The sequence below is a fragment of the Frankia torreyi genome (assembly GCF_000948395.1).
GTDB lineage: Bacteria > Actinomycetota > Actinomycetes > Frankiales > Frankiaceae > Frankia > Frankia torreyi.
Genome location: NZ_JYFN01000042.1, coordinates 1 through 26,734, shown reverse-complemented (window position 1 = coordinate 26,734; position 26,734 = coordinate 1). Strand labels below are relative to the sequence as shown.

The 26,734-nt window shown below is 72.9% G+C and carries 25 protein-coding genes and 3 pseudogenes; 12 read left to right on the top strand and 16 right to left on the bottom strand.

Annotated features, from left to right (window positions below):
- Positions 1 to 655: 655 nt before the first annotated feature.
- Complete coding sequence (locus tag FF36_RS22015) at positions 656 to 1,690, bottom strand: replication-relaxation family protein (RefSeq protein WP_044887037.1); 1,035 nt, start codon at positions 1,688 to 1,690, stop codon at positions 656 to 658.
- Between the two features lie 178 nt (positions 1,691 to 1,868).
- Positions 1,869 to 2,834, bottom strand: a complete 966-nt coding sequence (locus FF36_RS22010) for a hypothetical protein (protein ID WP_242422728.1) — start codon at positions 2,832 to 2,834, stop codon at positions 1,869 to 1,871.
- A 493-nt stretch (positions 2,835 to 3,327) separates the two neighbouring features.
- Here FF36_RS22010 and FF36_RS38710 point away from each other — a divergent pair.
- Both FF36_RS38710 and FF36_RS38705 read left to right on the top strand, forming a co-directional pair.
- A pseudogene (locus FF36_RS38710) lies at positions 3,328 to 3,851 on the top strand (malic enzyme-like protein); the annotation flags it as partial.
- Between the two features lies 1 nt (position 3,852).
- Positions 3,853 to 4,578 (top strand): annotated as a pseudogene (locus FF36_RS38705) (malic enzyme-like protein); the annotation flags it as partial.
- A 127-nt stretch (positions 4,579 to 4,705) separates the two neighbouring features.
- Here the strand turns inward: FF36_RS38705 and FF36_RS22000 are convergent.
- The gene (locus tag FF36_RS22000) at positions 4,706 to 5,149 is read right to left on the bottom strand and encodes a type II 3-dehydroquinate dehydratase (RefSeq protein WP_044887035.1); all 444 of its coding nucleotides are present in this window, start codon (positions 5,147 to 5,149) and stop codon (positions 4,706 to 4,708) included.
- 338 nt (positions 5,150 to 5,487) lie between these two features.
- On the opposite strand from FF36_RS22000, the gene FF36_RS21995 reads away from it, so the two are divergent.
- The 3 genes from FF36_RS21995 (at position 5,488) to FF36_RS21985 (ending at position 8,567) form a co-directional block, all read left to right on the top strand.
- Positions 5,488 to 6,654: a DegT/DnrJ/EryC1/StrS family aminotransferase gene (locus FF36_RS21995; RefSeq protein ID WP_044887034.1), complete on the top strand. Its 1,167-nt coding sequence runs from the start codon at positions 5,488 to 5,490 to the stop codon at positions 6,652 to 6,654.
- Complete coding sequence (locus tag FF36_RS21990; RefSeq protein ID WP_063870350.1) at positions 6,651 to 7,760, top strand: Gfo/Idh/MocA family protein; 1,110 nt, start codon at positions 6,651 to 6,653, stop codon at positions 7,758 to 7,760. Before FF36_RS21995 ends, FF36_RS21990 begins: the two co-directional genes overlap by 4 nt.
- Positions 7,761 to 7,838: 78 nt before the next feature.
- Positions 7,839 to 8,567, top strand: a complete 729-nt coding sequence (locus FF36_RS21985) for an HAD-IA family hydrolase (RefSeq protein ID WP_044887033.1) — start codon at positions 7,839 to 7,841, stop codon at positions 8,565 to 8,567.
- Positions 8,568 to 8,589: 22 nt separating this feature from the next.
- On the opposite strand, the gene FF36_RS21980 is transcribed toward FF36_RS21985, so the two are convergent.
- The 3 genes from FF36_RS21980 to FF36_RS21970 are packed head-to-tail and all read right to left on the bottom strand — an operon-like array spanning position 8,590 to position 11,649.
- Positions 8,590 to 9,723, bottom strand: coding sequence for an ROK family protein (locus tag FF36_RS21980; protein WP_044887032.1), 1,134 nt, complete (start codon positions 9,721 to 9,723; stop codon positions 8,590 to 8,592).
- 19 nt (positions 9,724 to 9,742) lie between these two features.
- Positions 9,743 to 10,582, bottom strand: a complete 840-nt coding sequence (locus tag FF36_RS21975; protein ID WP_236705525.1) for a shikimate dehydrogenase family protein — start codon at positions 10,580 to 10,582, stop codon at positions 9,743 to 9,745.
- A complete protein-coding gene (locus FF36_RS21970; protein ID WP_044887031.1) occupies positions 10,579 to 11,649 on the bottom strand; it encodes a 3-dehydroquinate synthase family protein in 1,071 nt (356 codons plus the stop codon). Before FF36_RS21970 ends, FF36_RS21975 begins: the two co-directional genes overlap by 4 nt.
- Before the next feature lie 238 nt (positions 11,650 to 11,887).
- On the opposite strand from FF36_RS21970, the gene FF36_RS21965 reads away from it, so the two are divergent.
- Together FF36_RS21965 and FF36_RS21960 are read left to right on the top strand one after the other, a co-directional pair.
- Entirely contained in the window at positions 11,888 to 12,340 is a 453-nt protein-coding gene (locus FF36_RS21965; RefSeq protein ID WP_044887030.1) for a MarR family winged helix-turn-helix transcriptional regulator, read from the top strand.
- 204 nt (positions 12,341 to 12,544) lie between these two features.
- Positions 12,545 to 13,012 carry a hypothetical protein gene (locus FF36_RS21960; RefSeq protein WP_044887029.1) on the top strand — a complete coding sequence of 156 codons (468 nt, stop codon included), beginning with the start codon at positions 12,545 to 12,547 and terminating at the stop codon, positions 13,010 to 13,012.
- A 457-nt stretch (positions 13,013 to 13,469) separates the two neighbouring features.
- Here the strand turns inward: FF36_RS21960 and FF36_RS21955 are convergent, their stop codons facing one another.
- Entirely contained in the window at positions 13,470 to 14,039 is a 570-nt protein-coding gene (locus tag FF36_RS21955) for a VOC family protein (RefSeq protein ID WP_236705524.1), read from the bottom strand.
- A gap of 578 nt (positions 14,040 to 14,617) precedes the next feature.
- On the opposite strand from FF36_RS21955, the pseudogene FF36_RS38700 reads away from it, so the two are divergent.
- Together FF36_RS38700 and FF36_RS38695 are read left to right on the top strand one after the other, a co-directional pair.
- A pseudogene (locus FF36_RS38700) lies at positions 14,618 to 15,009 on the top strand (pirin family protein); the annotation flags it as partial.
- Position 15,010: 1 nt separating this feature from the next.
- Positions 15,011 to 15,610: pirin family protein (locus FF36_RS38695; protein ID WP_277912962.1), on the top strand; the 600-nt coding region annotated here is incomplete at its 5' end.
- A gap of 152 nt (positions 15,611 to 15,762) precedes the next feature.
- Here FF36_RS38695 and FF36_RS21940 read toward each other — a convergent pair.
- From FF36_RS21940 to FF36_RS21925, 4 genes are all read right to left on the bottom strand, one after another.
- Complete coding sequence (locus FF36_RS21940) at positions 15,763 to 16,200, bottom strand: hypothetical protein (protein WP_044887025.1); 438 nt, start codon at positions 16,198 to 16,200, stop codon at positions 15,763 to 15,765.
- Between the two features lie 231 nt (positions 16,201 to 16,431).
- Positions 16,432 to 16,905: a peroxiredoxin gene (locus FF36_RS21935; RefSeq protein ID WP_044887024.1), complete on the bottom strand. Its 474-nt coding sequence runs from the start codon at positions 16,903 to 16,905 to the stop codon at positions 16,432 to 16,434.
- A gap of 111 nt (positions 16,906 to 17,016) precedes the next feature.
- On the bottom strand, positions 17,017 to 18,666 hold the full coding sequence (locus FF36_RS21930; protein WP_044887023.1) for an NAD(P)/FAD-dependent oxidoreductase: 1,650 nt from the start codon (positions 18,664 to 18,666) through the stop codon (positions 17,017 to 17,019).
- A 369-nt stretch (positions 18,667 to 19,035) separates the two neighbouring features.
- Complete coding sequence (locus FF36_RS21925) at positions 19,036 to 19,296, bottom strand: hypothetical protein (protein WP_044887022.1); 261 nt, start codon at positions 19,294 to 19,296, stop codon at positions 19,036 to 19,038.
- 372 nt (positions 19,297 to 19,668) lie between these two features.
- On the opposite strand from FF36_RS21925, the gene FF36_RS21920 reads away from it, so the two are divergent.
- Complete coding sequence (locus FF36_RS21920; RefSeq protein ID WP_052681306.1) at positions 19,669 to 20,346, top strand: HD domain-containing protein; 678 nt, start codon at positions 19,669 to 19,671, stop codon at positions 20,344 to 20,346.
- A 10-nt stretch (positions 20,347 to 20,356) separates the two neighbouring features.
- Here FF36_RS21920 and FF36_RS21915 read toward each other — a convergent pair whose 3' ends face one another.
- Entirely contained in the window at positions 20,357 to 20,869 is a 513-nt protein-coding gene (locus tag FF36_RS21915; protein WP_044887021.1) for a hypothetical protein, read from the bottom strand.
- On the bottom strand, positions 20,866 to 22,479 hold the full coding sequence (gene selA / locus FF36_RS21910; RefSeq protein WP_044887020.1) for an L-seryl-tRNA(Sec) selenium transferase: 1,614 nt from the start codon (positions 22,477 to 22,479) through the stop codon (positions 20,866 to 20,868). Before selA ends, FF36_RS21915 begins: the two co-directional genes overlap by 4 nt.
- 437 nt (positions 22,480 to 22,916) lie before the next feature.
- Here selA and FF36_RS21905 point away from each other — a divergent pair, with 437 nt between their 5' ends.
- On the top strand, positions 22,917 to 23,582 hold the full coding sequence (locus FF36_RS21905; protein WP_044887019.1) for a TMEM165/GDT1 family protein: 666 nt from the start codon (positions 22,917 to 22,919) through the stop codon (positions 23,580 to 23,582).
- Positions 23,583 to 23,598: 16 nt separating this feature from the next.
- Here the strand turns inward: FF36_RS21905 and FF36_RS21900 are convergent, their stop codons facing one another.
- Positions 23,599 to 24,057 carry a hypothetical protein gene (locus FF36_RS21900; RefSeq protein ID WP_044887018.1) on the bottom strand — a complete coding sequence of 153 codons (459 nt, stop codon included), beginning with the start codon at positions 24,055 to 24,057 and terminating at the stop codon, positions 23,599 to 23,601.
- Positions 24,058 to 24,364: 307 nt separating this feature from the next.
- Between FF36_RS21900 and FF36_RS21895 the strand changes: the two genes are divergently transcribed.
- On the top strand, positions 24,365 to 24,724 hold the full coding sequence (locus FF36_RS21895; RefSeq protein WP_044887017.1) for an STAS domain-containing protein: 360 nt from the start codon (positions 24,365 to 24,367) through the stop codon (positions 24,722 to 24,724).
- Between the two features lie 6 nt (positions 24,725 to 24,730).
- On the opposite strand, the gene mshD is transcribed toward FF36_RS21895, so the two are convergent.
- Both mshD and FF36_RS21885 read right to left on the bottom strand, forming a co-directional pair.
- The gene (gene mshD, locus FF36_RS21890) at positions 24,731 to 25,732 is read right to left on the bottom strand and encodes a mycothiol synthase (protein ID WP_044887016.1); all 1,002 of its coding nucleotides are present in this window, start codon (positions 25,730 to 25,732) and stop codon (positions 24,731 to 24,733) included.
- Between the two features lie 117 nt (positions 25,733 to 25,849).
- Positions 25,850 to 26,602: a response regulator transcription factor gene (locus tag FF36_RS21885; RefSeq protein ID WP_044887015.1), complete on the bottom strand. Its 753-nt coding sequence runs from the start codon at positions 26,600 to 26,602 to the stop codon at positions 25,850 to 25,852.
- Between the last annotated feature and the right edge of the window lie 132 nt (positions 26,603 to 26,734).

Genomic DNA, 26,734 nt, shown 5'->3' with positions numbered 1-26,734 from the left:
GCACGGGTACCTACGCGGCCAGCCCCACAGCGGGATCCGCTGCCCAGGAGTAGACGCTCGCTCTGGTCCAGGACGAGCCGCCGTCCTGAACGCTCCGGGCTTCCGCGAAACGCCCCGTACGCGCCAGCCACCACAACCGCCAGCGGGGAACTCCCAGAAGCTGCGCGCACCCCGACAGGTCCAGAAGATCGCCATCCGAAGGCCGGGCCATTTCGCATCCCCACGGTGCTCGTCGCGCACGGAAGCATCCGGTGCATCGGACATGGAGCAGCGGGCGCAGCTTCGACCGGCATTGCGCGCCGAATACCCTATGCCATCAAAAGGATGCTTTCGGTAGCATAGCGAGCTGGAGTCTGTCTTCGTGGCCGTTACGCCGGATCGGACGCCAGAGATCTGCGCGCGCCGCCTCTGTCGTCGCCGGACTCGCTGCTGGCATCCTCCCCGCAGTCAATGGCTCCTGACCGGCCCCGGGCGACGCTGGCGAGACAGACCCCCCGGCCGTCGTCGGTGTCCATCGCCGCGGCACCGGGCGGGCCGTAGACCCGTGCGGACCGGTCCGCCGGTCACGGCAGCCATGCCCGTTCAAGCCGAGGGGTCCTGCCACCTGGTGCGGCGCCCTGGTGGCAGGACCCCTTCGGGCCATGCGGGGCTGCGGTCAGGCCGCGCGCTGCTGGGGATCAGGACCCGTGGGTGGCATCGGGTGGGGTGGGTGGAGCCGTGTCGGACGCCCGAGGTCGCTGTCGGCTGCCGAGCTGTCGGTCAGGGGCTTGGCGGTGGGAGGCCAGAGGCCGGCCAGTTGGCCCAGGCTGAGGCGACCGGTAGCCGCCGGGGTGAGGGGTAGCCAGCGGGTCAGGGTGGCGTCCAGATGCTGGTCGGGTTCGGCTAGGTCCGCGGCCGTCGTCGCGACCGGTACCCGCGCCGGGTCATTAAGGTTGCGCAGCGCCTCCGTGAGGACCTCACGGAGGCGGGCTTCGCGGCGCAGGGTGGTGGTCCAGATCAGGACCGGCGTGTGGATGTTGGTCGCCTTGGCGAGCCGATCATAGGCGTCGATCTTGAAGGTGAGGCGGCGGAGCGCTTCGGTGCCGAAGTCCAGTTCGAGAAACCATTCGACCTCGGCGCGGCCCTGCGCCCACTGGCCGTACGCGTCGGGCCGCACGATGTCCCCGAACGACCGGGCGCAGCGTTCCTCCGACCACCAGGCCGCCAGCCGGCCCGTGGCGTCGGGCTGGCGGGCGTGGTGGACCAGCCGGGTGAACATTCCGTTGACCGCGACCCGATGTGCCAGGTGCAGGGAGTGGGCGATGCCCATGGCCCGGTCATGCTGGTAGCCGATCTTCTTCGGGTCCAGGCCATCCTCGTGGGCCAGCACCGCCGCTCCGGCGACGTCGAGGACGTAGTGCATGGGCGACAGGCCGCTGACCGCGAGCGGCTGGAAGCGGTCGAGGATCCGCCAGCGGTAGAGCTCCAGCAGGCGCAGGTTCGCCGACCGGCGGGTGACCCAGCCGAGTTCGACGATCTGGTGGGTGGTCAGCACCCGGTGCTCGTGGATCATCCGGGTGATCCACCGGTCCCGGGGGGTGAGGTGGCGGACCAGCCACAGCTGGTGCTCACTGCTGGACACGACGCGGGCGGCGGGTCGCGTGTAGGTACGGCGGCCGAGGTAGGTCTGCTGCGGAGGATTCGTGATCACGTCGAGGATCTCCCAAAGGGCTGATCATGCGAGCGGAGGTAGCTGAACAGACAGGCAGAACGGGCAGACAGCCGGGACCGGCCGGGGGCGAGCGGGCTGACGTGTCCCCGCCCGGACCAGCCGCCCGCCACGCCAGCACACGAGGTCCGCCCCCGTCCCGCCCGTCGGGGCGGGGCCGTCATCCGACCGCGGCCAGCACACCCGGCCCGGCCGGTTCCACCGGACCGAGATCAACCATGTCGTCATCCGGCCCGACCGCCGCCAGCAACCCGTCGGCGGCCCCGTCGTCGGCATCCGACGCGAGCGCGGCCGTACCGACCTCGGGCAGGTCGGCGGTGGGGGCGTGTTCTTCCAACACCCGGTGGGCCTCGGTGCGTAGCTGCGTGACCAGGGCCCGAGCCCGCTTCGAGCCGACCTTCAGGCGCTTGCGCAGCTCATCCGAGGAGATCGGACGACGGTGCTCCTCCCAGTAGCGGGCATCCTCCCGCCGCGCCCGCTCCAACAGCGAGCCATCGAGGACCACGGCGCTCGGCCGTTCGGGAGCACGCTGCCCAGGAACCGCCACCACCTCGGCCCGAGGGCTCTCGCCTCCGGATGGCGCAGACACGGCGGTGAACACCGCTGCCCCACCGGTCTCCGGCCGGGACGCGGACTCAGAGATAGTCGCGTCCTGCGCTACGGGGTGGAAGGTGGTGGGGTGGCGCATCGCGCGCAACAACCCCGGGCCAACTTCAGACCAGCCGATCAGCAAAGCCGGGCCGACCGCGTCGAACGCGGCCTTTCCGTAGTCTCCTGCGATCACTGGCTCTGCTACATTGAGCGCCAGTGTGACCACACTGGAGAACACCAGCAGTCGCCGTGCCGGATGCAGCAGCTCCGGCGGCGCGCCTTGCACCGCCAGCTGCCGCGTCCCCAGCAAAAGGCCCACCACGGACAAGTCGACCGCCGGGGCCACCAGTGGCGCGACCCAGATCGGCACTCCCAGACGCAGCCCGAGCTGAAACACGTTGCCGAACCCGAAGGCGAAGGTCAGACCGACGACCACAACCATGATCACGGTGACGAGAGTGACCGCCACATCCCGTCCTGCCGCCGACGGCACCACAACCGGACCGTCCACCATGGCGGTACCGCCCGCGGCCATCAGGCACCCGCCTTAGCCAGCGCCCGCGCCGCTACCGGCCGGGTTCCGTCACTGGGCGTGATAGGTGCAGGTACACGAGCCGAGACCACCAGGCGCGACTTCGCCCGGTTCTGCGTAGATGCTGTACGAGCCTCCCCTGGGGCACGTTCCCTTACCGCGCAGGGAGTTTCCGGGTCTGGCCGCCCCCGCGGGAGGCGGTGTGACGCAACGCACCCGCCGCCTCGCCGGCCAACGGCGTGGGCGGCGGCGGGCGCCTGGGTCGGGCCGCCGGAACGTGCTCACGCAGGTGGCGCGTCCGACGCCGCTCGGGTCAGGATCTGGGTATCGGTGAGAAAATCGGCCGGCTGTCGGAAGCGCGCACAATCCGCTCGTGCGGGCGGTGGAGCGTCGCCGCGGCGGTGGCGGGCCCAGCGATGGCGCGGCGTCTCCGCGTCGCCGGACCGGACCGGTCCACCGGCTCCGTCCCGGGTGGGACGATCATGGAGAGTGGCTCGTGACAGGGCGGGTACCAGGCCAGGGCGAGGCCAGCGGGTCCGGGCCGGCCACCGCGGCCAATCCGGCATACAGCGTCACGATCCGGGTGCCGCGCGGAGCGCGGGCCGACATCGACGCGGTTATCGCCGCAGGTCCCGGCACGATCACCTGTTACGCGGACGAGCCGGACCCGGCCGGCCGCCGGATCACGCTCGACGCCGACAGCGGCCCGACGCTGACGTGGCTCCTGAGCGCTCTGCGTAACCGCCTCGGTGCCGACCTGCTGCAGACCGAGGACCCGGTCTTCGTCGTCGCGTCGACGGGCAAGCTCACCCAGTCCCTGTGCGCGTCGGTGACCACGGGGCACGATCTCGCGCTCCTCGACGCGGACGCGGACCGGCGGGTGATCCGCCACCTGGCCACCCACCCGACCCACACCGACCTGTTCACCGGGCGACCCCGCCGGGTGGCGCTGCTCTCCGACGCCAGCGCCGTGCTGGACTTCGAGCCGCTCGCTGCCGAGGCGGCCCTGCCAGCGGTGGANTCCCAGGCGGTCCACCTGCACCGGGCGACCGGTCTCGACGTCATCCCGATGCCCATCGCGGCGCGGGATGCCGCGGACCTTGGCCGGGCGATCGGCATGCTCGCGCCTGGATTCGCCGCCACGGTGCTGGTCCACACGCACGTCAGCCACATCGACGCGGTCCGCGCCGCGCAGCGGCCGAGCGCCACGCCGCTGCTCGACACCGTCAACGACGGCCTGGCCGTCGCCGCCACCGCCGCCGTCCTCACTCACCTGCGCGGCCGGGGACTGCGGCCGCAGTCGGCCCGCGTCGCCGTCGTGGACCCCGCCCGCGGCGGCGATCTCGCCGGCCTGCTCCTCGCCGCGGGGATCCGGGATCTCACCCTCTACGACCCGCTCGCCTACGGGATCCAACCGCTGCACCGGCTCGCGGCCCACCTCGATCTCCTCGTCGACCTCATCGGCCTGGCCTCGCCGCCGGAGCAGGTGCCCGTGCTGCGGACCCGGCCCGAGACGCCCCCGCCGCTGGCCTCGGCCACCTCGGGTCCGCGCCCGCTGCATGCCCTGCCCGGCCTGTTGCGCGCGGCGGTGCGCACCCACCGACCGATCAACGCACAGGCGCGGCTGGCCGCCGTCCAGGCGCTGGTCGACCTGACCCCGCCCGGCGGGCTGCTGCCGCCCGTCGACCATCCGCGCCTGACCCCGGCCGTCGCCGACGCGGCCGCCCGGGCACTGGCCGCGGACTGACGGCGAGGGTGGTTCGTGACAGCGGGCGGTACCGCGGCCAGGACTGGCCGAGGATCGGTTCGCGGACCGCGGCGGCGGGCCGCAGCGGCGGGCCGCAGCGGCGGGCCGCCCGGTCGGCTGAGCCGGATCAGTCGGACGAGGAGGGCACCAGGTCGAGCAGTGCCTGGGCGGCGAGCTCGTAGCCCAGCGGGCCGAGGCCGACGATCACCCCGCGGGCCAACGCTGACAGAATCGACTCGTGCCGGAAGGACTCCCGCGCCCAGACATTCGACAGATGCACCTCGATCCACGGATTCGGGTAGTTCGCGAGTGCGTCCCGCAGGCTCCAGCCGTACATCATGAGCGCCCCGGGGTTGACGATTGCGCCGACCGAGTCGTAGTTATCCTGAATCGCGTGGATCAGTTCGCCCTCGGATTCCCTTTGGACGGAGACCAGTTTCCAGCCGCGATCAGCGATCCGGGCGGTGACGGCGGATTCAATGTCGGCCAGAGTGGCCGTGCCGTACACCTCCGGCTGCCGCCGACCGAGTATGCCCAGGTTCGGGCCGTTCACCAGAAGAAGCGTGCTCACCAGACCTCATCACTCGTGCCGACACCGGTGCCGACCGGCCTGGTCGGCCGGCGTCCAGTGGACGATATCGCAGCTATGGCGCGGTCATCGATCGGACTATATCGGCCCATATGCGACACGATTGGGCGCGATGGTAGTGCCGCCGTGGCGTGTCGATTGCTCTCCCGTTGGTCAACCTGTAGTCCCGTCTGGGGGACGACAGGCGAGTCGGGGGCGTTGGAGTACCGTCCGTCGCGCACCTCTCGCGTAGATTCTTCGGGCAGCTAACGGTAATGAACCGTAGCCGGGCCGAGATCCTTGCGCGAACCTTATCGTCACGTAAGAAAAGGGTGGGGACCATGAGCGGTGTAGTGCGACGCGCACCGGAGTTGCCGGCCTGGCCGCAGTACTCCGACGAGGAGCGCTCCGGACTGATCCGAGCCTTGGAGCAGGGTCAGTGGTGGCGCATGGGCGGCAGCGAGGTCGACAGCTTCGAGCGGGAATTCGCCGACTATCACGGCGCCGACTATGCGCTCGCCGTCACGAATGGCACCCACGCCCTCGAGCTCGCCCTCCAGGTGCTGGGCGTGGGCCCGGGAACCGAGGTCATCGTTCCGGCGTTCACGTTCATCTCCTCATCCCAGGCCGCGCAGCGTCTCGGCGCGGTCGCCGTGCCGGTCGACGTCGACCTGGATACCTACTGCATCGATCCGGCGGCGGCGGCGGCCGCGGTCACTCCCCGCACCAAGGCGATCATGCCGGTGCACATGGCCGGTCAGGTTTCTGACATGGACGCCCTGGCGAAGCTGTCCGCTGACACCGGCGTCCCGCTGATCCAGGACGCCGCCCATGCGCACGGCGCCCAGTGGCAGGGGCGAAAGGTCGGTGAGCTCGGCTCGGTGGCGGCGTTCAGCTTCCAGAACGGCAAGCTGATGACCGCGGGCGAGGGTGGCGCCGTCACCTTCCCGGATTCGGAACTGCACGAGATCGCGTTTCTGCGGCATAGCTGCGGACGGCCCCGCACCGATCGCCGGTACTTCCACCAGACCTCCGGGTCGAACTTCCGGCTCAACGAGTTCTCCGCCTCGGTCCTGCGCGCCCAGCTCGGCCGCCTGGCCGGCCAGATCGACACCCGCGAGCAGCGGTGGCCGGTGCTCGCCGACGCCCTCGCGGCCATTCCCGGCGTCGTGCCGCAGACCCGCGACGAACGCTGTGACCGGAATCCGCACTACATGGCGATGTTCCGCCTTCCCGGATTCAGCGAGCAGCGGCGCAACGCTTTCGTGGATGCGCTCGTCGAGCGGGGCCTGCCCGCCTTCGCCGCCTTCCGGGCGATCTACCGCTCCAACGGGTTCTGGGAGACCGGCGCTCCGGCGGAATCCATCGACGACATCGCGCGGCGGTGCCCCAACACCGAGGCGCTGAGCGCGGACGGCGTCTGGCTGCATCACCGGACACTGCTGGGCACCGAGGAGCAGATGCACGAGGTTGCGGCGGTCGTGGCCGACACCCTGGCGGCGCAGTGACGGCGGCGGCGCCGGTGCGGGTCGCCGTCGTCGGGTTGGGCTGGGCCGGCCGGTCCATCTGGCTGCCCCGGCTGCGCGAGCACCCCCGGTTCGCGGTGGCTGCGGCGGTCGATCCCGATCCCGCCGCCCGCGCCACGGTGGCCGCCGCGCACCCGGACCTGGAGCTGCTGGCCGACGTCGCCGAGCTCGGCCCGGCCCGGTTCGACCTCGCCGTCGTGGCGGTGCCCAACCATCGGCACGCCGACATCGCCGAGCGGCTGCTGACCGCCGGCATCCCGGTCTTCCTGGAGAAGCCGGTCTGCCTGAGCTCGGCGGAGGCGGATCGGCTCGCCGCGGCCGAACGGGCCGGCGACGTCACCTTGCTGGCCGGTAGCGCCGCACGGTACCGAGCCGACGTCAGCCGGCTCTACGAGGTTGCCACTGAGCTCGGCGCGATCCGCCACGTCGACCTCGCCTGGATCCGCGCCCGCGGCATCCCCGACGCGGGCGGCTGGTTCACCCGCCGGGAGCAGTCCGGCGGTGGCGCGCTGGTCGACCTCGGCTGGCATCTGCTGGACACCCTCACCCCCCTGCTCGGCAGCGTCGAGTTCCACCAGGTGGTCGGGACGACGTCCGACGACTTCGTCAGCGACGGTGCGTGGGCGGCGTCCTGGCGGCACGGCGAGCAGGCGGCTTCCCCCGGGGGCGGGGGCGGGGACGTCGAGGACACGGCGCGCGGATTCCTGGTGACCGAGAACGGGACCTCGGTGTCGTTGCGGGCGAGCTGGGCCTCGCACGAGGCCCGCGACCTCACCGCGATCAACGTCGAGGGGGCCGCCGGCACCGCCTCGCTGCGCTGCACCTTCGGCTTCGGGCCGAACCGGCAGGATCGTTCGGTCCTGTCCCTGACCCGGGCCGGGCAGACGACCGCGGTGCCGCTGCCCGACGAGCCGATCGGGACCGAGTACCGCCGCCAGCTCGACGAACTGCCGGCGATGCTGGCTGACCCGGCCTCCCGGGGGCGGGCGATCGCCGAGGTCCGCCCGACGATCGCGGCCATCGAGCGCCTCTACGATTCGGCGCGCTCGCACCGCCCGACGCCGCAGCTCGTCCGCGCGGGCTCATGATGTCCCGCATCTGAAGCACCGTTGTTCTCGTCGTCGAGCCCGGGGGGGCATGTGGGAACGGAACCGAGGGGCCGGCCGATGGCCGGCTGCGCGCACCGGCAGACAGTGATTTTCGATCTTGACGGCGTGCTCGTCGACAGCTTCGGCGTGATGCGCCAGGCGTTCACGATCGCCTACGCGGAGGTCGTCGGTCCCGGCGAGCCGCCGTTCGAGGAGTACAACCGCCACCTCGGCCGCTACTTCCCGGACATCATGCGGATCATGAACCTGCCGCTGGCGATGGAGGAGCCGTTCGTGCGGGAGAGCTATCGGCTCGCCCATGAGGTGGTTCTCTTCGACGGCGTGGAGGAGATGCTGCGCCGGCTGCGCGCCCGTGGCCATGGGCTGGCGGTCGCCACGGGGAAGTCCGGCCCGCGGGCCCGCCACCTGCTCGGAGAGCTCGGCGTGCTGTCGTTGTTCGACCACGTCATCGGCTCCGACGAGATCCCGCGGCCGAAACCCGCCCCGGACATCGTGCTGCGCGCGCTCGACCTGCTGGGAGCGGCGCCGGACGACGCGATGATGCTCGGTGACGCGGTCGCGGACATCGACAGCGCCCGCGCCGCCGGCGTCATGGCGGTCGCCGCGCTGTGGGGCGAGACGGACGGCGTCGAGCTGCTCGCGGCCCGCCCGGACGCCGTGCTGCACCGTCCCGCAGAGCTGCTGGCGCTGCTCGGAGACGCCGGCGCCGGCGGGGATCTGCCGGCCGAACCGCCGACGATGGTGACCGCGGCCCACGGGGTCGGGAGTCTGCTCGCGCGCGACTGAACCCGCGGACCGGCGGGTCCGGTCAGGACGCCCGGCGTGCCAGCAGGATCGCGCCCGACAGGGACGACAGGCCGCCGAGCGTCGCGGCCCGCACCGGCGCGGGCGGATGACCCGGGCGGCCGAGCTCGCGGGCCCGCTCGTCGACGGCCTGGGCGAACCCGGGCAGTCCATCGGCGAAACCGCCGCCGACCACCGCCATCGTCGGATGGAGCAGCTCGGTCAGCCCGACCACGGCCACGGCGGCCGCCTGCGCGCTTTCCCGCACCGCCCGTACCGCCCAGCCGGTCCCCGCGAGCCAGGCCGCGCGTAGCTCGGCGAAGGTCACCTCCGCGCGGGCCGCCGATCCGCCGTCCCCGCTGACACCGCCGTCCCCGCTGACACCGCCGTCCCCGCTGACACCGCCGTCCCCGCTGACACCGCCCAGGCCGTCCCCGCCCAGGCCGTCTCCGGGTACGCCGACCTCGCCGTCGCGGTAACGGGCCGCTCGGCGCAGGGTGGCGGGGCCGCTGGCCGTGGCCTGCACGCAGCCCTGCCGCCCGCAGGTGCACGGCGGGCCCCCCGCGGAGATCACCAGATGCCCGATCTCGGCCGAGCCGCGGCCGAGCCGCGGGCAGGGCTGGCCGTCCAGCACGATCCCGCCGCCGACGCCCGTGCCGAGGCCCAGGTACACCAGGTCCGGGCAGCCGACCGCGTGCGCCTCCGCGAGCGCGGCGAGGTCGCCGTCGTCCGCGCAGGCGACGATCGCTCCCGGCACGAGGTCCCGCAGCGCGTCGGCCAGTGCCAGTCCCGTCCAGCTCGGCCGGCCCGGCCAGGTCGTCACCCGGCCGGCAGCGTCGAGAGTCGCGGGCATCGCGACTCCGACCGCAGCCACCGACCCGGCCCACCTCACCCGCAGGGCGGCGACGTGGGTGGCGAGATCGTCGAGGTCCCGCGTGGCACTCGCCGACGGCGCCCAGCGAAACGTCGCCTCGACCGGCGAGCGCGTGCCGTCGGGAGCGTCGACGCCGCCGGGGACGCCGACCTGGACCGAGCCCGCGGCGGTGATGGGGGTGGTGGGGGTGGGGGTGCGGGCCGGTTCGATGCGCAGCGCGACCTTGGTCCCGCCGATGTCGATGCCCAGAACGCCGGATGTCACCGGCGGGGCGAGGGTGTGCATGCGGAGCCTCCCGGGTCCGTCAGGTGCGGTCCGCCGGGCCGAGTTGGAAGAATGACCGGTACAGGTCGAGCTGATGGGCGAGCATGTGGATGCCCGGATGGGTCGGCAGCCCGAGGGCCCCGGCCGCGTCCAGCAGCCGGGTCCGCGGCGGCTTCATGATGATGTCGGCGACGACGCACCCCGCCGGCAGTGCGTCGGGCGGGAAGGGCAGCGGGTCGCCGGGGCGCAGACCGAGCGGGGTGGCGTTCACCGCAAGGTCCGCGTCGCGCAGCGCCGGTTCGGGCCCGGCGACGGCCCGACCCGGCCAGCGCTCGTCCAGTCTGGCGAGCAGGTCCGCGCACTTCGCCCGGTCCGGGTCGTAGAGCGACAGCAGCCCACAGCCGGCGTCGAGCAGCGCGACCGCGATGGCGCTGCCGGCCCCGCCGGCGCCCATGAGCGCGACCCGCGTGCCGCGCACGGGATGACCGGCGGCGGTCAGCCCGCGGACGAATCCGGCCCCGTCGAAGTTGTCGGCCAGCCAGCCGCCGCCGGGCAGCCGGCGCAGCACGTTGGCGCTGCCGCTGATCCGCGCGGCGGGGCTGTGCTCGGTGGCCAGGGTGCAGGCGGCGACCTTGTGCGGGATCGTGACGAGAACGCCGTCGAGGTTCCCGGTGGCCGCGAGCCCGCGCAGGACGGTGGCGAAGTCCGCCGGTCGAGCGTGCACCGGGACGAGGACGGCGTCGATCGCGAGCCGGGCGAACAGCGGGTTGAGCAGCGCCGGCGCCTGCACCTGGGCGACCGGGTCGCCGATGACGGCGTACAGCCGGGTGGTGCCGCTCACCGGCAGCGACGTCGGGGTCGTGATCGTCGGGGTCGTCACGCCGGATCCTCGCGGGGCATCGCGGCGAGCGCCGCCAGCACCAGCTCCTCGTCGACGTCGGGCACGAGTTCCGGGCCGTCCGCGCCGTCGAGGACGAAGGTCAGCCCGGCGTTCGTCGACTTCTTGTCCAGCCGCATCACGGCGACGAGCTCGGCGGGCTCCACCCCGGCGGGCAGGGCGGCGGGCAGACCGTAGCCCTGCACGACGTCGAGGTGTTCGCGAACCCGCTCCGGCCCGATCCGGCCGAGCGCCCCGGCGAGCCGGCCGGCGAACACGGTGCCGACGGCGACGGCCTCGCCGTGGCGGAGCGCGTAGTCGGTGGCGCGTTCCAGGGCGTGCCCGAGGGTGTGCCCGTAGTTGAGGATGTGGCGCAGGTGCGAGTCCCGCTCGTCGCGGGCGACGACCCCGGCCTTGAGTGCCACGCTGGCCGCGATCTGCTCGGCGACCGGCCGGCCGAGCAGCCCGGGTGCCCCGATGAAGTGGGCTCGCGCGATCTCGCCGTAGCCGTTGATCCATTCCCGGCGGGGCAGGGTCGTCAGGTAGTCGGTGTCGCAGAGGACGGCGCTGGGCTGCCAGTAGGCGCCGACCAGGTTCTTGCCGGCGGGCAGGTTCACCGCGGTCTTCCCGCCGACGCTCGCGTCGACCTGGGCGAGCAGCGAGGTCGGCAGGTGCACGACGGCGACGCCGCGGTGGTAGAGCGCGGCGGCGAGCCCCACGACGTCGGTGGTCGTCCCGCCGCCGCAGGAGATGACGACGTCCGACCGGGTCAGCCCGAAGTCCGCGAACCGGCTGCACAGTGCCTCGACGTTGGCGAGCGTCTTGTCCGCCTCGCCGTCGCGGGCGGGCAGCCGCAGCGCCGGTACGCCCGGGTCGGGCACGGCGTCGAGGGGACGGGCGGACACGATGACGGCCCGCCTCGCTCCGACACGGGCCACGACGTCGGGCAGGGTCCGGCGGACGCCGGCGCCGATGTCGACCGGGTAGCTGCGCGGGCCGAGTTCCACCGGGATGCGCCGGTGGTCGGCGGCGACCTGTTTGATCGGGCTGATCGGCAGGGTTGCAAGCATGCCCGTCACGTTTCGTCTCCGGATCCGCGAGGTGTCGTGGCTGTCCGCCGTGCTCCCCGATGGTCCGCCGCGGCGCCTGTGTCCCAGTCTGCCGAAGTGCGGTCCGGAGGCCCCACCCGGGGCACCCGACCCGAAGATCCCGTTGTGTTTTGGTCGACGCGGCGGGGCCCGGCCGGGACTCGGTGTCCGCCACATGCCGGCCGGCTCGTGCACCGTGCACGCAGAGTAAGGTCGAGCGGTGAGATCAGAGGACGGCGCCAGGCTTGCCGCCGCGCTGGGGATGCTGCTCGCGCGGCCGACCCGGATGCGGCTGTTCGGAGACCTGCTGGCCGCGGGCGATGTGAACCTGGACGAGGCGACCTATCCCGTGCTCAACGGTCTGGCGCGGACGGGCCCCACGACGGCGCGCAAGCTCAGCACGGAGATCGGCATCGACCGGTCGGTGGTGAGCCGGCACAGCGACCGGCTCGAGGCGCTCGGGCTGCTGCGTCGCTCGGCCGATCCCGACGACGCCCGCGCCACCCGGCTCACCCTGACCGACGAGGGGCACGCTGCCATCGAGCGGCTGCGTGGCCGGCTGGCGGGCGCGTTCCAGCGCAGGCTCGATGCCTGGCCGGCCGAGGATGCCCGCGCCTTCGTTGCGGGTATGGAGCGTTTCGTCGAGGAGAACCTGGCCGAGCGGGGCCGTTAGCCGGATTCACCGATGGCTGCGGGCGGTAGCGACCTATGTCACGGTCAGTGGCGCTTTCGGGTGGCCGATGCCTCCGCGCGGCGCGCCTTTCGCGAAGATCTGGGACACCGGCGGAATTCTGCGTCAGGCTCTGTGGCCACGGGCCGGTTCTCCGACCGCAGATCCGTCGAGAAACCCGGATAGTTCGTAAACGAGGAGTCCGTGATGACCAAGCCGACCCCTGTGACCAGCGCCGATTCCGGATCGGTTCCCGCGGGAACGCCCGCCGGCGCGCCGGGCACGGCGCCGGGCGGGTGGACTGCAGCGCCGGTCGGGGATGGTCAAGGGCACTCCACGCCGGCGCCGGAGGGGCCGGAACAGGCCGGGACCATTTCCTCTGGTCCCGAGGGCACCCCACATGTTCCGTACCCGGACAATGGCCGGGCCCAGGGGGAATACGGCGCGTCGGCGGCGCCGGAGGAGGCGGAGCTGCCCGGCGCTCGCGCGTTGTGGATCCTCGCGTTCACCTTCGCCGCGCTCGGGCTGTTCTTCCCGCTCGCCGGGCTGATCGCGATCGGCTGTGGGGCGATGGCCTGGCGAAAAGGCAGCGGGCGAGGCAAGATTGCGACCTTCGTCGCGCTCGCGACGACCCTGGTCGGGCTGATCCTCACGATCGTCGTCGTCACCACCTGACCGCGACCGGGACGCCGCGGAGCGGGTGTCGGCCCGGGTCCGGCGGGCGGACCTCCTCGTCGGCTGTCTTCACGGGGGCGGCTGGCTCTCACGGGGGCGGCAGTCGGTAACCGACCGGCGGTCTGTAACGGGATTGGCGGTCGGTAACCGACCGGCGGAGTCTTTTCGTCGGCCGGGGTCATCCTGACCGGCGGATGGTTCTTTCCCGGCGCCCAATGCGCGTTCGGGAATGCGATGCGGCTCGCCGGCCGACCGTCGGGGTGCTTTTCGCGGGATCCATCGACGGTACGTACCTGCGGAATTTTCTGTGCCCGGCGGGCCCCCGCCCGGCGGCGCCTCGATGGCATAGGTGAGGCCGCCCAGCTCGGGGGGTGCCGGGCGGCCTCTGAACCGATGATGACATTCAACGGGTCGCCGACACAAGTCCACCGTGATCGCGCCACAGCGTGCCGGCCGGTCAGGCGGGCCAGGATGAGCCGCTTTGGACCAGGTCGACCAGCAGGCCGGAGCCGGCGTCCAGGTAAGCCTCGACCGGATGCCGCGCATCCGGTCTGACCTGCTCGACCCTGGCCCCGGCGGAGACCGAGACACGAAGCTGGGCCGCCACGTCGTCGACCAGGTAGCCGATGGCGAAGATGCCCTCGCCGCGCCGGTCGAGGATCTCCCGCGCCGCCCACGGCTGGCGGCCGGGTGCGATCAGCTCGACCAGGCCGGCGCCGAGCCGCCCGATCGCGACGCGGGCGCCGTCGAGCGCGACGGGCCGGCCGCGGTGCACGGCGGCCCCGGACAGCGCCCGGGTGTGCCAGGAGTCGATGCCGAGCGAGACGGTGTAGAGCTCGCGGGCGAGCTCCAGGTCCGCCACCACGACGGCGAAGTGGTGGAACGTCAGCCCGGCCAGCACCGCCTCGACGGCGCCGACACCGGTGAACCGCGCACCGGCCGGCGGGGGATCCATGGCGCCGTGACGTGCGGGAATAACCCCGGCCTGCATCCAGGCCTGGGGGTGAAAGACCGATTCGGTTGTCACGACGCCCCTCCCACGTCCCGCCGGTATCGGGGGAGCGCGACCGGATCGTACCGTCGCCCGTCGCGACCCGCGTTCCACCGTCGTCCCGCGCCACCGTCGTCCCGCGGCACTGCCGTCCCGCGGCACTGCCGCCTCGGCCGGCAGCCAGGCACGATGATGCATCCCATGCCGACCTTCATCGAGTCCCCGACCGTCGTCGAGGCCGCCGGGAATCTTCCAAAGATCATTCGCGAGTACGTGGGCGGGGTGAACACCGGTACGCGGAGCCTGAGCATCGCGCACATGTCGAGTCCGGGCGGCTGGGCCGAGCCGGGTCAGCGGCCGGAGTTCGACGAATACACGATCGTTCTGCGCGGCTCGGTAACGGTGGAGCATGCCGACGGGATCATCGAGGTCGCGGCGGGTCAGGCGGTGCACACCGCCGCCGGGGNATGGGTTCGTTACAGCACGCGCGGCGCGGACGGCGCGGACTACATCTCGGTGTGCCTGCCGGCCTTCCTCCCGGAGACTGTCCACCGGGACGAGGGCGCGTAGGCGACGGTTTGTTGCGTATGCAACGATTGTCGTACCGTTGAGGGATGAGTGGACCCGTCCTGCCTGTCGACGTCGCCCCCGTGCCAGCGGAACCGCCGGTGCCGAGCCTCCCACTGTCGCCGCTGTCGGGAGCGCCATCGGGAGCGGACCGGGACTCGGCAGCCGGGCCGGAGCTGGCGGTCGTCGAAGGGCGGACCGCCGACGTGGGCGGCATCCCGGTGCGGCGGGTGCTGCCTCGCCGGGTCCGGCGGACGATCGGCGCCTGGTGCTTCGTCGACCACCTGGGTCCGATGACGATCTCCGCGTCGAACCCGGTGGCCGTCGGCCCGCATCCGCACATCGGGCTGGCCACCGTCACCTGGCTGCTGAGCGGCCGCCAGGTGCATCGGGACAGCCTCGGCTCCGAGCAGGTCCTGCGTTCCGGCGAGCTCAACCTNATGAGCGCCGGGCACGGGGTCACCCACGCGGAGGAATCCGAGGATTACCGGGGTGAACTGCACGGCGTGCAGCTATGGGTGGCGCAGCCCGAGCACACCCGGCACGGTCCGCCCGCCTTCGCCCACCACGCCGATCTGCCCGTCGCCCGGTTCGGGGCGGCCGAGGCGACGGTGCTGCTCGGCGAGCTCGACGGCAACGTCTCCCCGGCGCGCACCGACACCCCGCTCGTCGGTGCCGACCTCGCGCTGCGGGCCGGCGGTGCCGTCCTGCCGCTGCGGCGCGACTTCGAGCACGGGCTGGTCGTCCTGGCAGGGTCGGTGCAGGTCGGCACGCAGGTCCTGCGCCCCGGCCGGCTGGGCTATCTGGGCGTCGGGCACGACGAGCTGCCGCTGCGCGTCGGCGAGGGCGCTCGCGCGCTGTTGCTCGGCGGGGAGCCGTTCGCCGACCGGCTGGTCATGTGGTGGAACTTCGTCGCCCGGTCCCGGGTCGAGATCGACGCCGCCCGCGCCGACTGGCAGGCCGGCGCGGACCGGTTCGGCACCGTGACGACCACTGCCCAACGGATCCCCGCGCCCGAGCCCCCCTGGACGGCCGGCTGACCCTGGCCGGTCGATGGACCCTCGGCTGGTTGGCGACCATGAACTGGCCGATGACCCGGGCCGGCCAACGACCCGGGCCGGCCAACGACCCGGGCCGGCCAACGACCCGGGCCGGCCAACGACCCGGGCCGGCCGGCCGGCGGCGGCATGGGCTAGTCGGAGGTCCGGCTCCGGCGGGCACCCAGACCCTGGACGACGAAGCCCAGCCCGATGCCGAGCAGCCAGACGTCCTTGGCGATGGGCAGCCCCTGCTGCGTCGGCCAGATCGTGCCCTCCTCGCGCAGGCCCTGGGTGCGGGCGTAGAGCCCGAGCAGCCCACCGGAGAAGGCGGACAGGCCGAGCCCGGCGAGCGCGGTCGGGACGACCGGGGCGACGAGCGCCGTACCGAGTGCGATCTCGGCGCCGGCGAGCACCTTCGCGAAGGTCACCGGGTCGAGCTTCGCCAGGAACGGGTAGGTGTTCGCCGCCATGCCGTGCAGCCCCTCGGCGGTGGCCCGGTCGGCCTTCCACTTGCCCAGACCCGAATGCAGGATGAACGCGCCGGCCGCGGCGCGGCCGGGAACGTCACGTGCCTTGAGGGGCAGTCCCATGGTGGGCAACCTTCCGTCGGGCGGCGCTTCGTCGGCTGGCCGCTGGCCGCCGGGCGCTGGCCGCTGGGCGCCGGACGGCTCGCGCCGCTGGCGTGTTTATCCCCAAACGTAACGTCGCCGGCGGCCGGAGGGCGAGCGGGACCGCCCGACTGTCGGTGTGGGCGGGACCGCGCCGCCCGGCTCGTCCAAGCTTCCTTCGAGCTTCCTGATCTGTTAGAGCTTCCTGATCTGTTAGAGCTTTCTGACCTGTTCGGTGATGGTGTCGACGTCGGAGTAGGTGACTCCGAGCAGGCCGACCTGCTTCCAGCGCAGCACCCCGTCCGCGTCGACGAGGAAGACCGAGCGGCGCAGTCCGAGCCCGGGCACGGCGATCCCGTACGCCTTCACCGCCGTGCGCGCGGTGTCGGCGAGCAGGGGAAAGCCCAGGCTGTGCTGGCGGGCGAAGCCCTCGTGACTGTCCAGGTCCTGCGGGCTGATGCCCCAGACGAGCACGCCGAGCTCCGCGAAGATCTCCAGACCCGCCGAGTACGAGCACATCTGCCTGGTGCACACCGGCGTGTTGTCGCCGGGGTAGAAGGCCAGCACCACGGGATGCCCCCGCTCGGCGGACAGGGCGTACTCGCCGTCGCGCCGCTCGCCGTCCGCCAGGACGAGTCCGGGCAGGCTGAGGTCGGGCGCCGGGTTGCCCACAGTCGGGGTGGCCACAAGTACGCTCCTTGTCCGGCCGCCACGGCCAGCGGGTCGGGCGGGCGCTGATTTTCGCAACAGTACCGGTGACAGAATGCGGTACGCCAGCCCGCCCGGGCCCGAGCGGTGTCAGAAGACGGCCGGTTGCGGCGTTCCGCCCGTGCGGGTCAGCAGCTCGTCGAGGTCGTAGTCGTACCAGCGCCGCAGCGGCGTCGGGGAGTCGGTCCGACCCCACTCGTACATCCGGCGCTGGGCCTCGAAGGAGCCGTCGTGCCAGCGTCGCAGCACATCGCCGAGCCGCAGCGGCGCGGGCAGGAAGTCGGCCCCGCCGAGCAGGCCGGCGAGCCGCTCGACGGCGGCCGCCGGGGCCAGCCGGCCGGCCTCCACGTCGACCATCACCGCGCTCAGGGAGTCGAAGAACGGCTGGAACTCCGGCAGGTCCGGGCAGAAGGTGCCCAGGTGCGGGGCGTCGAGCAGCCGGTCGAACAGAGCCCGGTCACCCTTCTCGAGATAGCCGAAGTAGGTCCCGACGATCCGCGCGATGCCCATGTTCCAGCCGAGGAACCACACCTTCGACCAGGCCCGCCACAGGTCGAAGTCCCGGAACGAGACGTACGAGCCGTGCACGAGCTTGTCGTTGACGTCGAGGATCGTCTGGTTGAGCGTGTCGATGTGGCCGAACCGCTCGGCGGAGAAGTCGTCGTCGGCGAGCGCGGCCAGCAGGGTCGGGGTGAAGGCGTAGATCACCTGCATGGTGTTGGCCATGCCCCGGGAGAACAGCGCGTCGATGGCCCCGGCGGCGTGGCTCATCATCGCCCAGCGGTCGCCGACCGTGCGGGTGCTGGAGTACTGGGTGCGTCCGGTGGAGACCCAGTCCCAGGCGGGCCGGGCGTCGGCGAACTGGCGGGCCACGCTGGGGAAGCGGTCGAGGTAGGCGGCCCACTCCTGCTCGGCGGTGCGCCCCGGCTCCTTCGGGAAGCGGCCGGCGTCCAGGTTGAGCCCGACGCTGCACAGCGGGTTGGTGGCCCTGCGGTGGTTGTCGAACGGGATGACCCACAGCCAGCCGCCGTCGAAGATGTGGTGCAGGGTGCCCTGGTGCCACAGCGACGGCTGACCGCTGGGGGTCGTCACGTCGTCGAACGGGGTGACGCCGACCATGTGGGTGAACAGCGTCCGGGAGTTCGTCCGGAACCGGCAGGGCTCCTCACGCAGGGCGAACTGGTTCGCGAGCACCGAGTTGCGGCCCGAGGCGTCCACGACGTACCGGACCCGCAGCGTCTCGCCGGACCTCGTCGTGAGCGTCGCCGCGTCGGCGGTGAACTCGACGCGCTCCACCATGGTCCGCTGGCGCGGGTCCGCTCCGTAGCGGACCGCGGAGTAGAAGAGGTAGGAGTCGATGTCCTGACGGTGCATGTGCATTTCGGGGCCGTTCGGGAACTCCGAGACGCTGCACTGGGTGACCTCCTCGGGGTTCTGTACCTGCCCGTCCCGGTGGTACACGAAGCCGAAGTTGCGCTTGACGCCGCAGGCTGACGTGACGTGCGAGCGCACCCCCTCGAAGCTGCTCACGTGGCCGAGTTCAGGTACGTCGAACCGCTCGGCGAGCAGCTTCAGCAGGTAGGTCGTCTCTCCGATCGTCGACTCGCCGAGCGCGAACCGTGGGTGGGTGCCGCTGTCGACGAGGACCACACTGTGACCGTGCCGGGCGAGGATGTTGGCCAGTGTCGAGCCGGCGATGCCGCTACCGAGGATGGCAACCGAATAGTCGTACCCGCTCATTACGAGACTCCCTGTACGCCGCTACACGAAGTGGGCCGGCTGCGTCTGTCCTCTCGCAATGATCACAATCATCGCAACCGGTGCACAAATAACACCTAACCAGCTCGACGGATCATGGTTGTAGTAAACGGAACATCAACGCCAATGCGTAAGCGACCATCCTTAATCTGAGCTTTTACCCATATGTCGGAAACTACCTACTTGGGGGGAATGGTCCGACGGGCGACTTGGGGTGTCGGCGGCTGGTGACCTGCGCGGACGGCCCCCGGTCGCGTCGACGCCGGGTCGCATCGTGAACCACGTGTTTCCCAACCATTGTTGAGGTAATGCCGGTGCGCGCACCGGCCGAACACGGATGATCGGATCTTGCTAGCGGTCGCCAACCGGCCGACGCTCGTGCCCCGCGTCGTTCTCGCGGCCCTCCGGGTGGGGCTGCGGCTCCGCGTCCGAGCGGACCTCGATGAGTCGGACCGACCGCCAGTTGACCAGCATCGTCCGGCCGTCCGCGAGGTGGAGCTGCTCGACCTCGCAGCGGAAGACCGCCTGGGCGACCCGCCTGCGCAGTTCGTCCGGATCGGTACCCGGCGGCAGGGGATAGGGCTGCCCGTCAATCACGATCTGCACTGCCACGGCCCAACATTCGCACGCCTGTTCGATCTAGGCAAATGCCGGATGGCCCGGACGGGTCATGCGCTCGTCCGGCGGGCACGGTCCCGGCCGCAGGAGGAGCTTGGCCCGGGCGGGGTGCCAGGGGCAGGGGGCGGTGACCGGTAGGGAAGAACCATTCTGGTATCAGGTGGAGGCATTCGTCCGGCCGGAGACGCGTGCCGGGAGCACGATCGTCGTCGTGGTCCCCCGCCGGTGGCGCGCCTGCCGGCGACGACGCGATGGTCCGAGAGGGGGCACGCAAGCGTGTGAGATGTGTGGGCGTGCGGGTGTGCGGGAGCGTGCGGACGTGAGGGGTTCGCGGAGGTGAGAGGGCGTGTGGATATGGGCGGGACCATGAGCCACGTCGGCGAGGCCGCCGCGGCCGTCCCTCGATCACCGCTGGCCAGGGTCTTCGACGACGCGCTGGTCACCGCGGGCTCCCGCGCCGACGTGGGTGAGCGGGTCGCGGCCTTCGTCGACCTGGCTCGGCGCTACCAGGAGCCGGGTCGGCACTACCACACCCTGCGGCACGTCGCGGAGATGTCCGCCGCGCTGCGGGTGCTGCTCGCCGCCGAGCGCCGGCCGCCCGCGGAGCGTGCCGCGCACGTCTGCGTGCTCGCCGTGTACTTCCACGACGCCGTCCACGAACCGCGGCTGGCGGACAACGAGCAGCGGTCCGCGGAGCTGGCGATCGACGTGCTCGCGCGGCTGGGCTGCCCCGGGGGGATCGGGACGGCGGTCGCCCGGCTGGTCCTCGCCACGGCCTCGCACCGCTCGACCCACGACGACGAGGCCCTCGTCAACGACGCCGACCTGCGGGTCCTGGCGCGACCACCGGCCGCCTACGACCGCTACGTGCGTCGGGTCCGCCGGGAATACGGCTGGGTCGACGAACGCGCCTGGCGCGAGGGACGGGCGCCCCTTCTGCGCGGCCTGCTGGACGGTCCGCTCTACGCGACCGCGTGGGCGCGGCGGAACTGGGAGCCGCCGGCCCGCCTCAACCTGGCCCGGGAGCTGCACGCCCTCGGCTGAGCCGCCCGTCCTACCGCCCGGGTGCCGGGCGGCTTCGGTCGGGTGGACGGGCGCCGGCCGGCGGCGGGTGGCGCCGGGCCCACGCCGTCGCGACGACACTCGCCAGCAGCAGCCCGCTGACAATCGGACCGGCGCTGAACTCGGTGGGCGTGGGCTCCAGGCCGGGCCAGGCCACCGCGAACAGCGCGAGGGAACCGGCCGCTCCCGTCCCGGTCGCGGCCAGCCGGTACCGGCGCGCGACGGGCAGTCCGGCGAGCCCGGCCCCGCCGACGGCGTGGCCCAGCACGGCGGCGGCCAGCAGAACCCCGCCGACCGTCCAGATTGCCCAGACAGGCAGCCACCCGAGCAGCTCCGTCTCCCCGTCCCAGCCGTAGCGCTCGGCCGGCGTGCCGGTCGGGGCGCCGGGCCAGACCAGCAGGTGGACGAGCCCGTAGCAGAGGAGGACCGATCCACCGGCCGCACCGGCGAGCCGGCGCCCGGCGTCGGCGACGGCGGGGATGTCGCGCAACCGGATGCGGCTCACGGCGCCCGCCGATCCGCCACGGCGGTGGGCGGGATCGCCATGGACTCGACGGTCACCATGTCCGCCGCCGCGACGGCGCTGCCCGCCACCGCCGGGACACCGCCCAACACTGCCGACCCGCTCACCATCGCCGACGCGCCCGCCACTGCCGACCCGCTCACCATCGCCGACGCGCCCGCCACTGCCGACCCGCTCACCATCGCCGACGCACCTGCCACTGCCGACCCGCTCACCACCGCCGACCCGCTGACCGTGACGACGGTGTCGGCCGCCGCCGTGCTGTGCGGCTCTGTGGGGGCGTCGGTGAGGATGGCGGCGCCGGCCTCGGTCGCCGCCGCGAGCACGGCGGCGGCGAGCACCGGATCGAGCTCCGCTGGCACGGTCCGCAGGTCGAGCAGGCAGCAGCCCTGCTCGACGCGCCCAAGGACGGCCGGTTCGCCATGGCGCAGCGGCGCCGCGATCATCGCGTCCAGTGCGACGGCGGCACTGGGCAGCTCGGCCCCGACGCACCCGAACCCCCACGCGCCGCAGGCCGTTCGCCCGGCGGCCTGATCAACTCCGGTGGCGTACCCACGCCGGCATCCGCAGGTGTTGGTGTCCGCCGCCGAGCCGGTGCCGCCGTCGATGAGCGCGCGGCTGGCGACGGCGGACGCCGCGATCCCGGCGCGGCGCAGCCAGGCCGCGAGCGTCTCGGCGCGGGCGGCGAGACGCTCCGGCCGGGCGCGCAGGGCCTGCCGGACCGGCGAGTCGGGATGGCGCAGGGTCGCCTCCAGCGCGGCGAGGGTGAGCTTGCCGGCGCGCAGCGCCCGCGACATCGGATGGCGGCGCATCCGGTCGATCAGGTCGGCCCGGCCGAGGAGAAGACCGCACTGCGGGCCGCCGAGCAGTTTGTCGCCGCTGGTCGTGACAACGCCGACCCCCCAGCCGAGCCAGCTCGAGACGTCGGGCTCGGCGAGCATCGGTTCGGGATGAAGCAGGCCCGAGCCGCAGTCGCCGACGAGCGGCACCTCGAAGTCGGCGCAGAGGGCGGCCAGATCGCTGATGGCGGGGCTGTCCGTGAACCCGACCACCTGGTAGCTGGCCGTGTGCACGCGCAGCACCAGGCCGGTGTCGGGGCCGATGGCGTCCGCGTAGTCGCCGAGCGTGGTGCGGTTGGTCGTGCCGACCTCGCGCATCCGCGCGCCGGCGGCGACCAGCAGCTCCGGCAGCCGGAAACCGTCGGCCGTCTCGACGAGCTCCCCTCGGCTGACCACCACCTCGCGCCGCCCGGCGAGCGCGGCCACCGCGAGGGCGAGGCCCGCCGCGTTGTTGTTGACGACGTGCACGCCCGCCGCCGCCGGCACCGCGGCGGCGAGGGCGGCCAGGGCGGTGCGTCCCCGGCGGTCGCGGCGGCCGGTGCGCAGGTCCAGCTCGAGATCGGTGGTGCCGGCGGCGAGATCCACCGCGGCGCGCGCGGCCGCGGACAGCGGGGCCCGGCCGAGCGCGCCGTGCAGGATCACCCCGGTGGCGTTGATCACGGGGCGTAGTCCCGTCGCCGTGCGGGCGAGCGTCGTCGGCGCCGGCACCGGACCGTCCCCGGAGTAGTACGCGAGGGGAACCGCGTCGTCCATCACTCCACGTGAAGTTAGTGCTTCTTTCCGAGATTTTCACGGAGGCCACCACCGATGGATGGTGTCCTTTCGTGTTCCTGTGGCTCGTTCCACGTCAGGGCGCCAGTCAGGGCGGATCGAGGCGAATGCCGCCGGTCCGCGCGGCCTGTACTGTCTCCCCCGAAGGGGAGTAGCCCTGCCGCGCGGCCCGTCTCCGGTGCGCACGGCCTGGGACGACGGACGTGTCCGTCGCCGGGCCGGCCGGGTGCGGTGTCCGAGCGGTCCGGTCGTCGACATACTGGCGTCCGCCGATCGACCCATCCAGGGCCGGTCCGCGGGCACCCGGCGGCCGGGCCCGGCCCACGCGGCCGAGTGGGCGAGACCTTCGACACGGCAGGCATGCCGGGTCGAAGGCGCGTCCCCGCTCCCGGCCCGGCTCCACGGAGAGGTCCCGGGCATTGAGCATCACCGCAGCACTCATCACCTTCGGCGTGATCTTCCTGGCCGAGCTACCCGACAAGACGATGGTCGCGAGCCTCGTGCTGGGCAGCCGCTTCCGGCCGCTGTACGTCTGGGCCGGGGTCGCAGTTGCCTTCGTCGTGCACGTCACCGTTGCCGTGGCGGCCGGCAGCGCCTTCTCGCTGCTGCCGCACCGGATCGTCGACACGATCACGGCGGTGCTCTTCATCGCCGGAGCCGTGCTCGTGCTGCGCGAGGGCCGCGAGAGCGACGGTACGGGCCAGGACAACGGTACGGGCCAGGACGACGGTACGGGCCAGGACGAGCCGGATCGGGCCGGCGCCGCGGCCGAGCGGCCTGCATCCCCGGCGCCGGTCGCGGCCACGACGTTCTGGCGGGTGGCGGCCACCTCCTTCGGGGTCGTCTTCGTCGCGGAGCTCGGCGACCTGACGCAGATCTCGACGGCGAACCTGGCCGCCCGGTTCGACGCGCCGGTGGCGGTCTGGATCGGGGCGGTGCTGGCGCTGTGGACGGTGGCCGGCCTGGCCATCGCCGGGGGACGCGGGCTGCTTCGCCTGATGCCCATCGCGATGATCACTCGGATCGCCGCGGGCGCCTTCCTGCTCCTGGCCGTCGTGTCGGCGATCGAGGCGGTGCGCGGCTGAACCCGGCTCGCGGCCGCTACCGGGGCGGGGGCCAGCGCGGGTCGTCCGTGGCGAACACGAGGACGACGTCGGTGTCCGAGGTGAAGTCGACCAGCCGTGCCCGCGCCGGCAGCAGCGCAAGCGCATGGCGCAGCTCCTCGGCCGCGGATCCCTCAGCGACGCAGACGACGTGGTGCGAGTGGACGGCGGCCCGCCCGCCGCCGTCCTCGCCGCAACGGTCGGTGGGGGCGAGGGGCGGCGCTGCGGCGCCGGCGGCCGCGGACAGCAGCCGCGCGAGCCGGTCCGCCTCGTCCGGCGCCAGCCGCAGGACGGCCGGGTCACGGTGGGGACGCTGGGCGGTCAGCACCACCTCCGGCGTCGGCGGGGCGCCGGGAGGCGGCCCGACGGAGACGGCGGCGCCGTCCAGTTGGCTGAGGAAGGTGACGACGTTCGGGTGATCGGTGCCGCCAGGGGTCCGGGGCGGGTTGGTGTTCATGCGTCGACGCTCTCATCCGGCGACTGGTCATCCCATCCCGCGCGGCGGGGAGAAGACGGGAGGGAGCGCCCGTGGGGCAGTCCGCGGGCGGCGGAGTCGGCTCGGCCGGCGTCACGGACCGGTACCGGTGGTGGCAGCGTCGGTTCGGTGTGAGGAAAACTGCTTCCCGGTGGGAATCGGGCGGGTGTGGGAGTGGTGTGGTGGGGGTAGGTGACCATCGTCGCGCTTGCCAGGGGCGCGGCGCGTGGCGGGAAGCAGCCCGGCCGGCTTCCCGTGGCGCCCATGCCGTCCGGTCGTCAACGGAGCCATGGAACCAAGCGTTCGCGTCGAAGTGATCGGCCGTGAGGCCATCGTCGTGCACCCGGTCGGTGATATTGACTACTCCTCCCTGGACCCGCTGCGCGAGGCGCTGCTGGACGCGCGCGTCGCCGGAGTCAGGGACATCGTCGTCGACCTGGCCCAGGTGAGCTTCCTGGACTCCCAGGGGCTGGCGGTCATCCTGTTCGCCCACCAGCGGCAGCGTTCCGCCGGCGGCCGGCTGGCGTTGCGCAACCTCAACGAGGACGCCTACCGGCTGCTGCACGTCACCAATCTGACCTCGGTCATCGAGGTCGATCACGGCGGCGCGGCCGCGGCGTCCGGTCTGGCGACCCGCCGGGGTGCATGACCGGCCTCAGCCGGTGGCCGCCCCGCGCCAGTGGTAGGACACGTCGCGCGTGTGGACGGTGAAATCGAGGCCGGTGTACATCCGCACGGCTCGTTCGTTGTCCTCGTCCACGTACAGCAGGACCGCCGCGAGCCCCTCGGCCTGCAGGTGGCGCAGGCCGATCAGGGTCAGGGCACGCCCGAGCCCGGCGCCGCCGGCGCCGGGCAGCACCCCCACCACGTACACCTCGCCGATCGGACCGGGCCGCGTGCCCGGCGGCGGCGTCTCGTCCACCTCGTGGACCTTCGTCCAGTGGAAGCCGACCAACCGGCCGTCGCGTTCGGCGACGAAGAAGCCGCGCGGGTCGAACCACGGCTCGGCCCGCCGCAGGGCCAGGTCGTCGAGGGTCCAGCGGCCCTGCTCGGGATGATCAGCGAACGCGGCGGCGTTGACGGCCAACCAGGCCTCGTCGTCGCGGCCGGGGACGAACGCGCGGACGGTGACCCCGGCGGGCAGGTGCGGCTCCGGCAGCGGCGCGCCCGCGCCCAGCGGCCGGCGAAGCTGGAACAGCACCCGGGTGCGGGCGAACCCGAGCCGCGCGGCCAGCGCCGCCGCGGGCGGGAGATCTCCGTGCGCCCACACGTCGAGCCGGGCCGGCGGGTCGCCGAGTGCCTCGGTCAGCGCGGTGGCCAGGGCGCGGCCGATCCCCTGGCGGCGATGCCCGGGATGGACCACGACCTCGGCCTGGCGGCTGTCGGGCGCGCCGCCGAGGTGCGCGTAGCCGACGATCGCGCGCCGCGGGCCAGAGACCTCGGCCCCGGGCGCGGCCACGGCGAGCAGGTGACGCCCCGCCCCGACCTGCTGGTCGGGGCGCAGGGTCAGCCGGACGTCCTCCGACACCGGACCGGTGCCGTCCGCCCGCTCGGCGGCGGCGAGCAGGCTCGCGATGTCGTCCACGTCCGCGCCGCTGAGGGTCGGCTGCCAGATCAGGGAGGCGGTCACCGTACGACCGTAGGGGCCCTCGGCCACGGCTGTCCCGTGATCCGTCGCTCCGACTCGACGATGCAGGGCGGGAGACGTGGACATCTTCCACCCGGCATCGTCAGGCCGGACGCGTCGCTCGACGATCGGCGCCGCCCGTCGCTGCTAGACCCGCTCGGGGGTGCGGGCGTCGTCCCGGTCGACGCGGGCGGCCGGGCCGGAGGCGTTCTCCGGCAGGGGCGCGATCGGCGGCGCCACGAACTTGTAGCCGACGTGCCGCACCGTGCCGATCATCGCCTCGTGCTCGGGGCCGAGTTTCGCCCGCAGCCGGCGGACGTGGACGTCCACGGTCCGGGTGCCGCCGTAGTAGTCGTAGCCCCACACCTCCTGGAGCAACTGCGCCCGGGTGAAGACCCGGCCGGGGTGCTGCGCCAGGTACTTGAGCAGCTCGAACTCCTTGAAGGTGAGCTCGAGGGGGCGGCCCCGCAGCTTGGCCGAGTAGGTGGTCTCGTCGACCGACAGGTCGCCGGACCGGATGACACCAGCCTCGGCCGTGCCACCGGCGGCAGCGACCCGACCGATGGCCAGTCGCAACCGGGCCTCGACCTCCGCGGGACCAGCGGAGTCGAGGACGACGTCGTCAACCCCCCAGTCCGCGGACACCGCGGCCAGCCCGCCCTCGGTCACCAGCGCCAGCAGCGGCGTCGTGAGACCGGTCGTGCGCAGCAGCCGGCACAGGCCGCGAGCAATGACGAGTTCCCGACGTCCGTCCACCACGATCACGTCCACGGGCGGAGCGTCCAACAGAGCACTCGCCTCCAGCGGGGCGACCCGTACCGTGTGGGTGAGCAGACCAAGGGACGGAAACGACTCGGCGGAGGGACCGGGGGCGTTGGTGAGCAAAAGGACGACGCTCAAGACGACTCCTCCAGGTGGTGTGTGGTGGGGCAGCGTCGACCCAATACCAGGAACTTAGGTTCTGATCGTGTAGGTTCGAGGGGTGCCGAGACGCGGTCAGGTGAAGGAGAAGCCCGAGGACCGGTTGGTGGA

Bases quoted from the DNA above. Each gene is read 5' to 3' on its own strand.
- FF36_RS22010 (WP_242422728.1), bottom strand. From the start codon at position 2,834: ATGGCCGCGGGCGGTACCGCCATGGTGGACGGTCCGGTTGTGGTGCCG.
- FF36_RS21995 (WP_044887034.1), top strand. From the start codon at position 5,488: ATGAGCGGTGTAGTGCGACGCGCACCGGAGTTGCCGGCCTGGCCGCAG.
- FF36_RS21985 (WP_044887033.1), top strand. From the start codon at position 7,839: ATGGCCGGCTGCGCGCACCGGCAGACAGTGATTTTCGATCTTGACGGC.
- FF36_RS21980 (WP_044887032.1), bottom strand. From the start codon at position 9,723: ATGCACACCCTCGCCCCGCCGGTGACATCCGGCGTTCTGGGCATCGAC.
- FF36_RS21970 (WP_044887031.1), bottom strand. From the start codon at position 11,649: ATGCTTGCAACCCTGCCGATCAGCCCGATCAAACAGGTCGCCGCCGAC.
- FF36_RS21960 (WP_044887029.1), top strand. From the start codon at position 12,545: ATGACCAAGCCGACCCCTGTGACCAGCGCCGATTCCGGATCGGTTCCC.
- FF36_RS21940 (WP_044887025.1), bottom strand. From the start codon at position 16,200: ATGGGACTGCCCCTCAAGGCACGTGACGTTCCCGGCCGCGCCGCGGCC.
- FF36_RS21930 (WP_044887023.1), bottom strand. From the start codon at position 18,666: ATGAGCGGGTACGACTATTCGGTTGCCATCCTCGGTAGCGGCATCGCC.
- FF36_RS21920 (WP_052681306.1), top strand. From the start codon at position 19,669: ATGAGCCACGTCGGCGAGGCCGCCGCGGCCGTCCCTCGATCACCGCTG.
- selA (WP_044887020.1), bottom strand. From the start codon at position 22,479: ATGGACGACGCGGTTCCCCTCGCGTACTACTCCGGGGACGGTCCGGTG.
- FF36_RS21900 (WP_044887018.1), bottom strand. From the start codon at position 24,057: ATGAACACCAACCCGCCCCGGACCCCTGGCGGCACCGATCACCCGAAC.
- FF36_RS21895 (WP_044887017.1), top strand. From the start codon at position 24,365: ATGGAACCAAGCGTTCGCGTCGAAGTGATCGGCCGTGAGGCCATCGTC.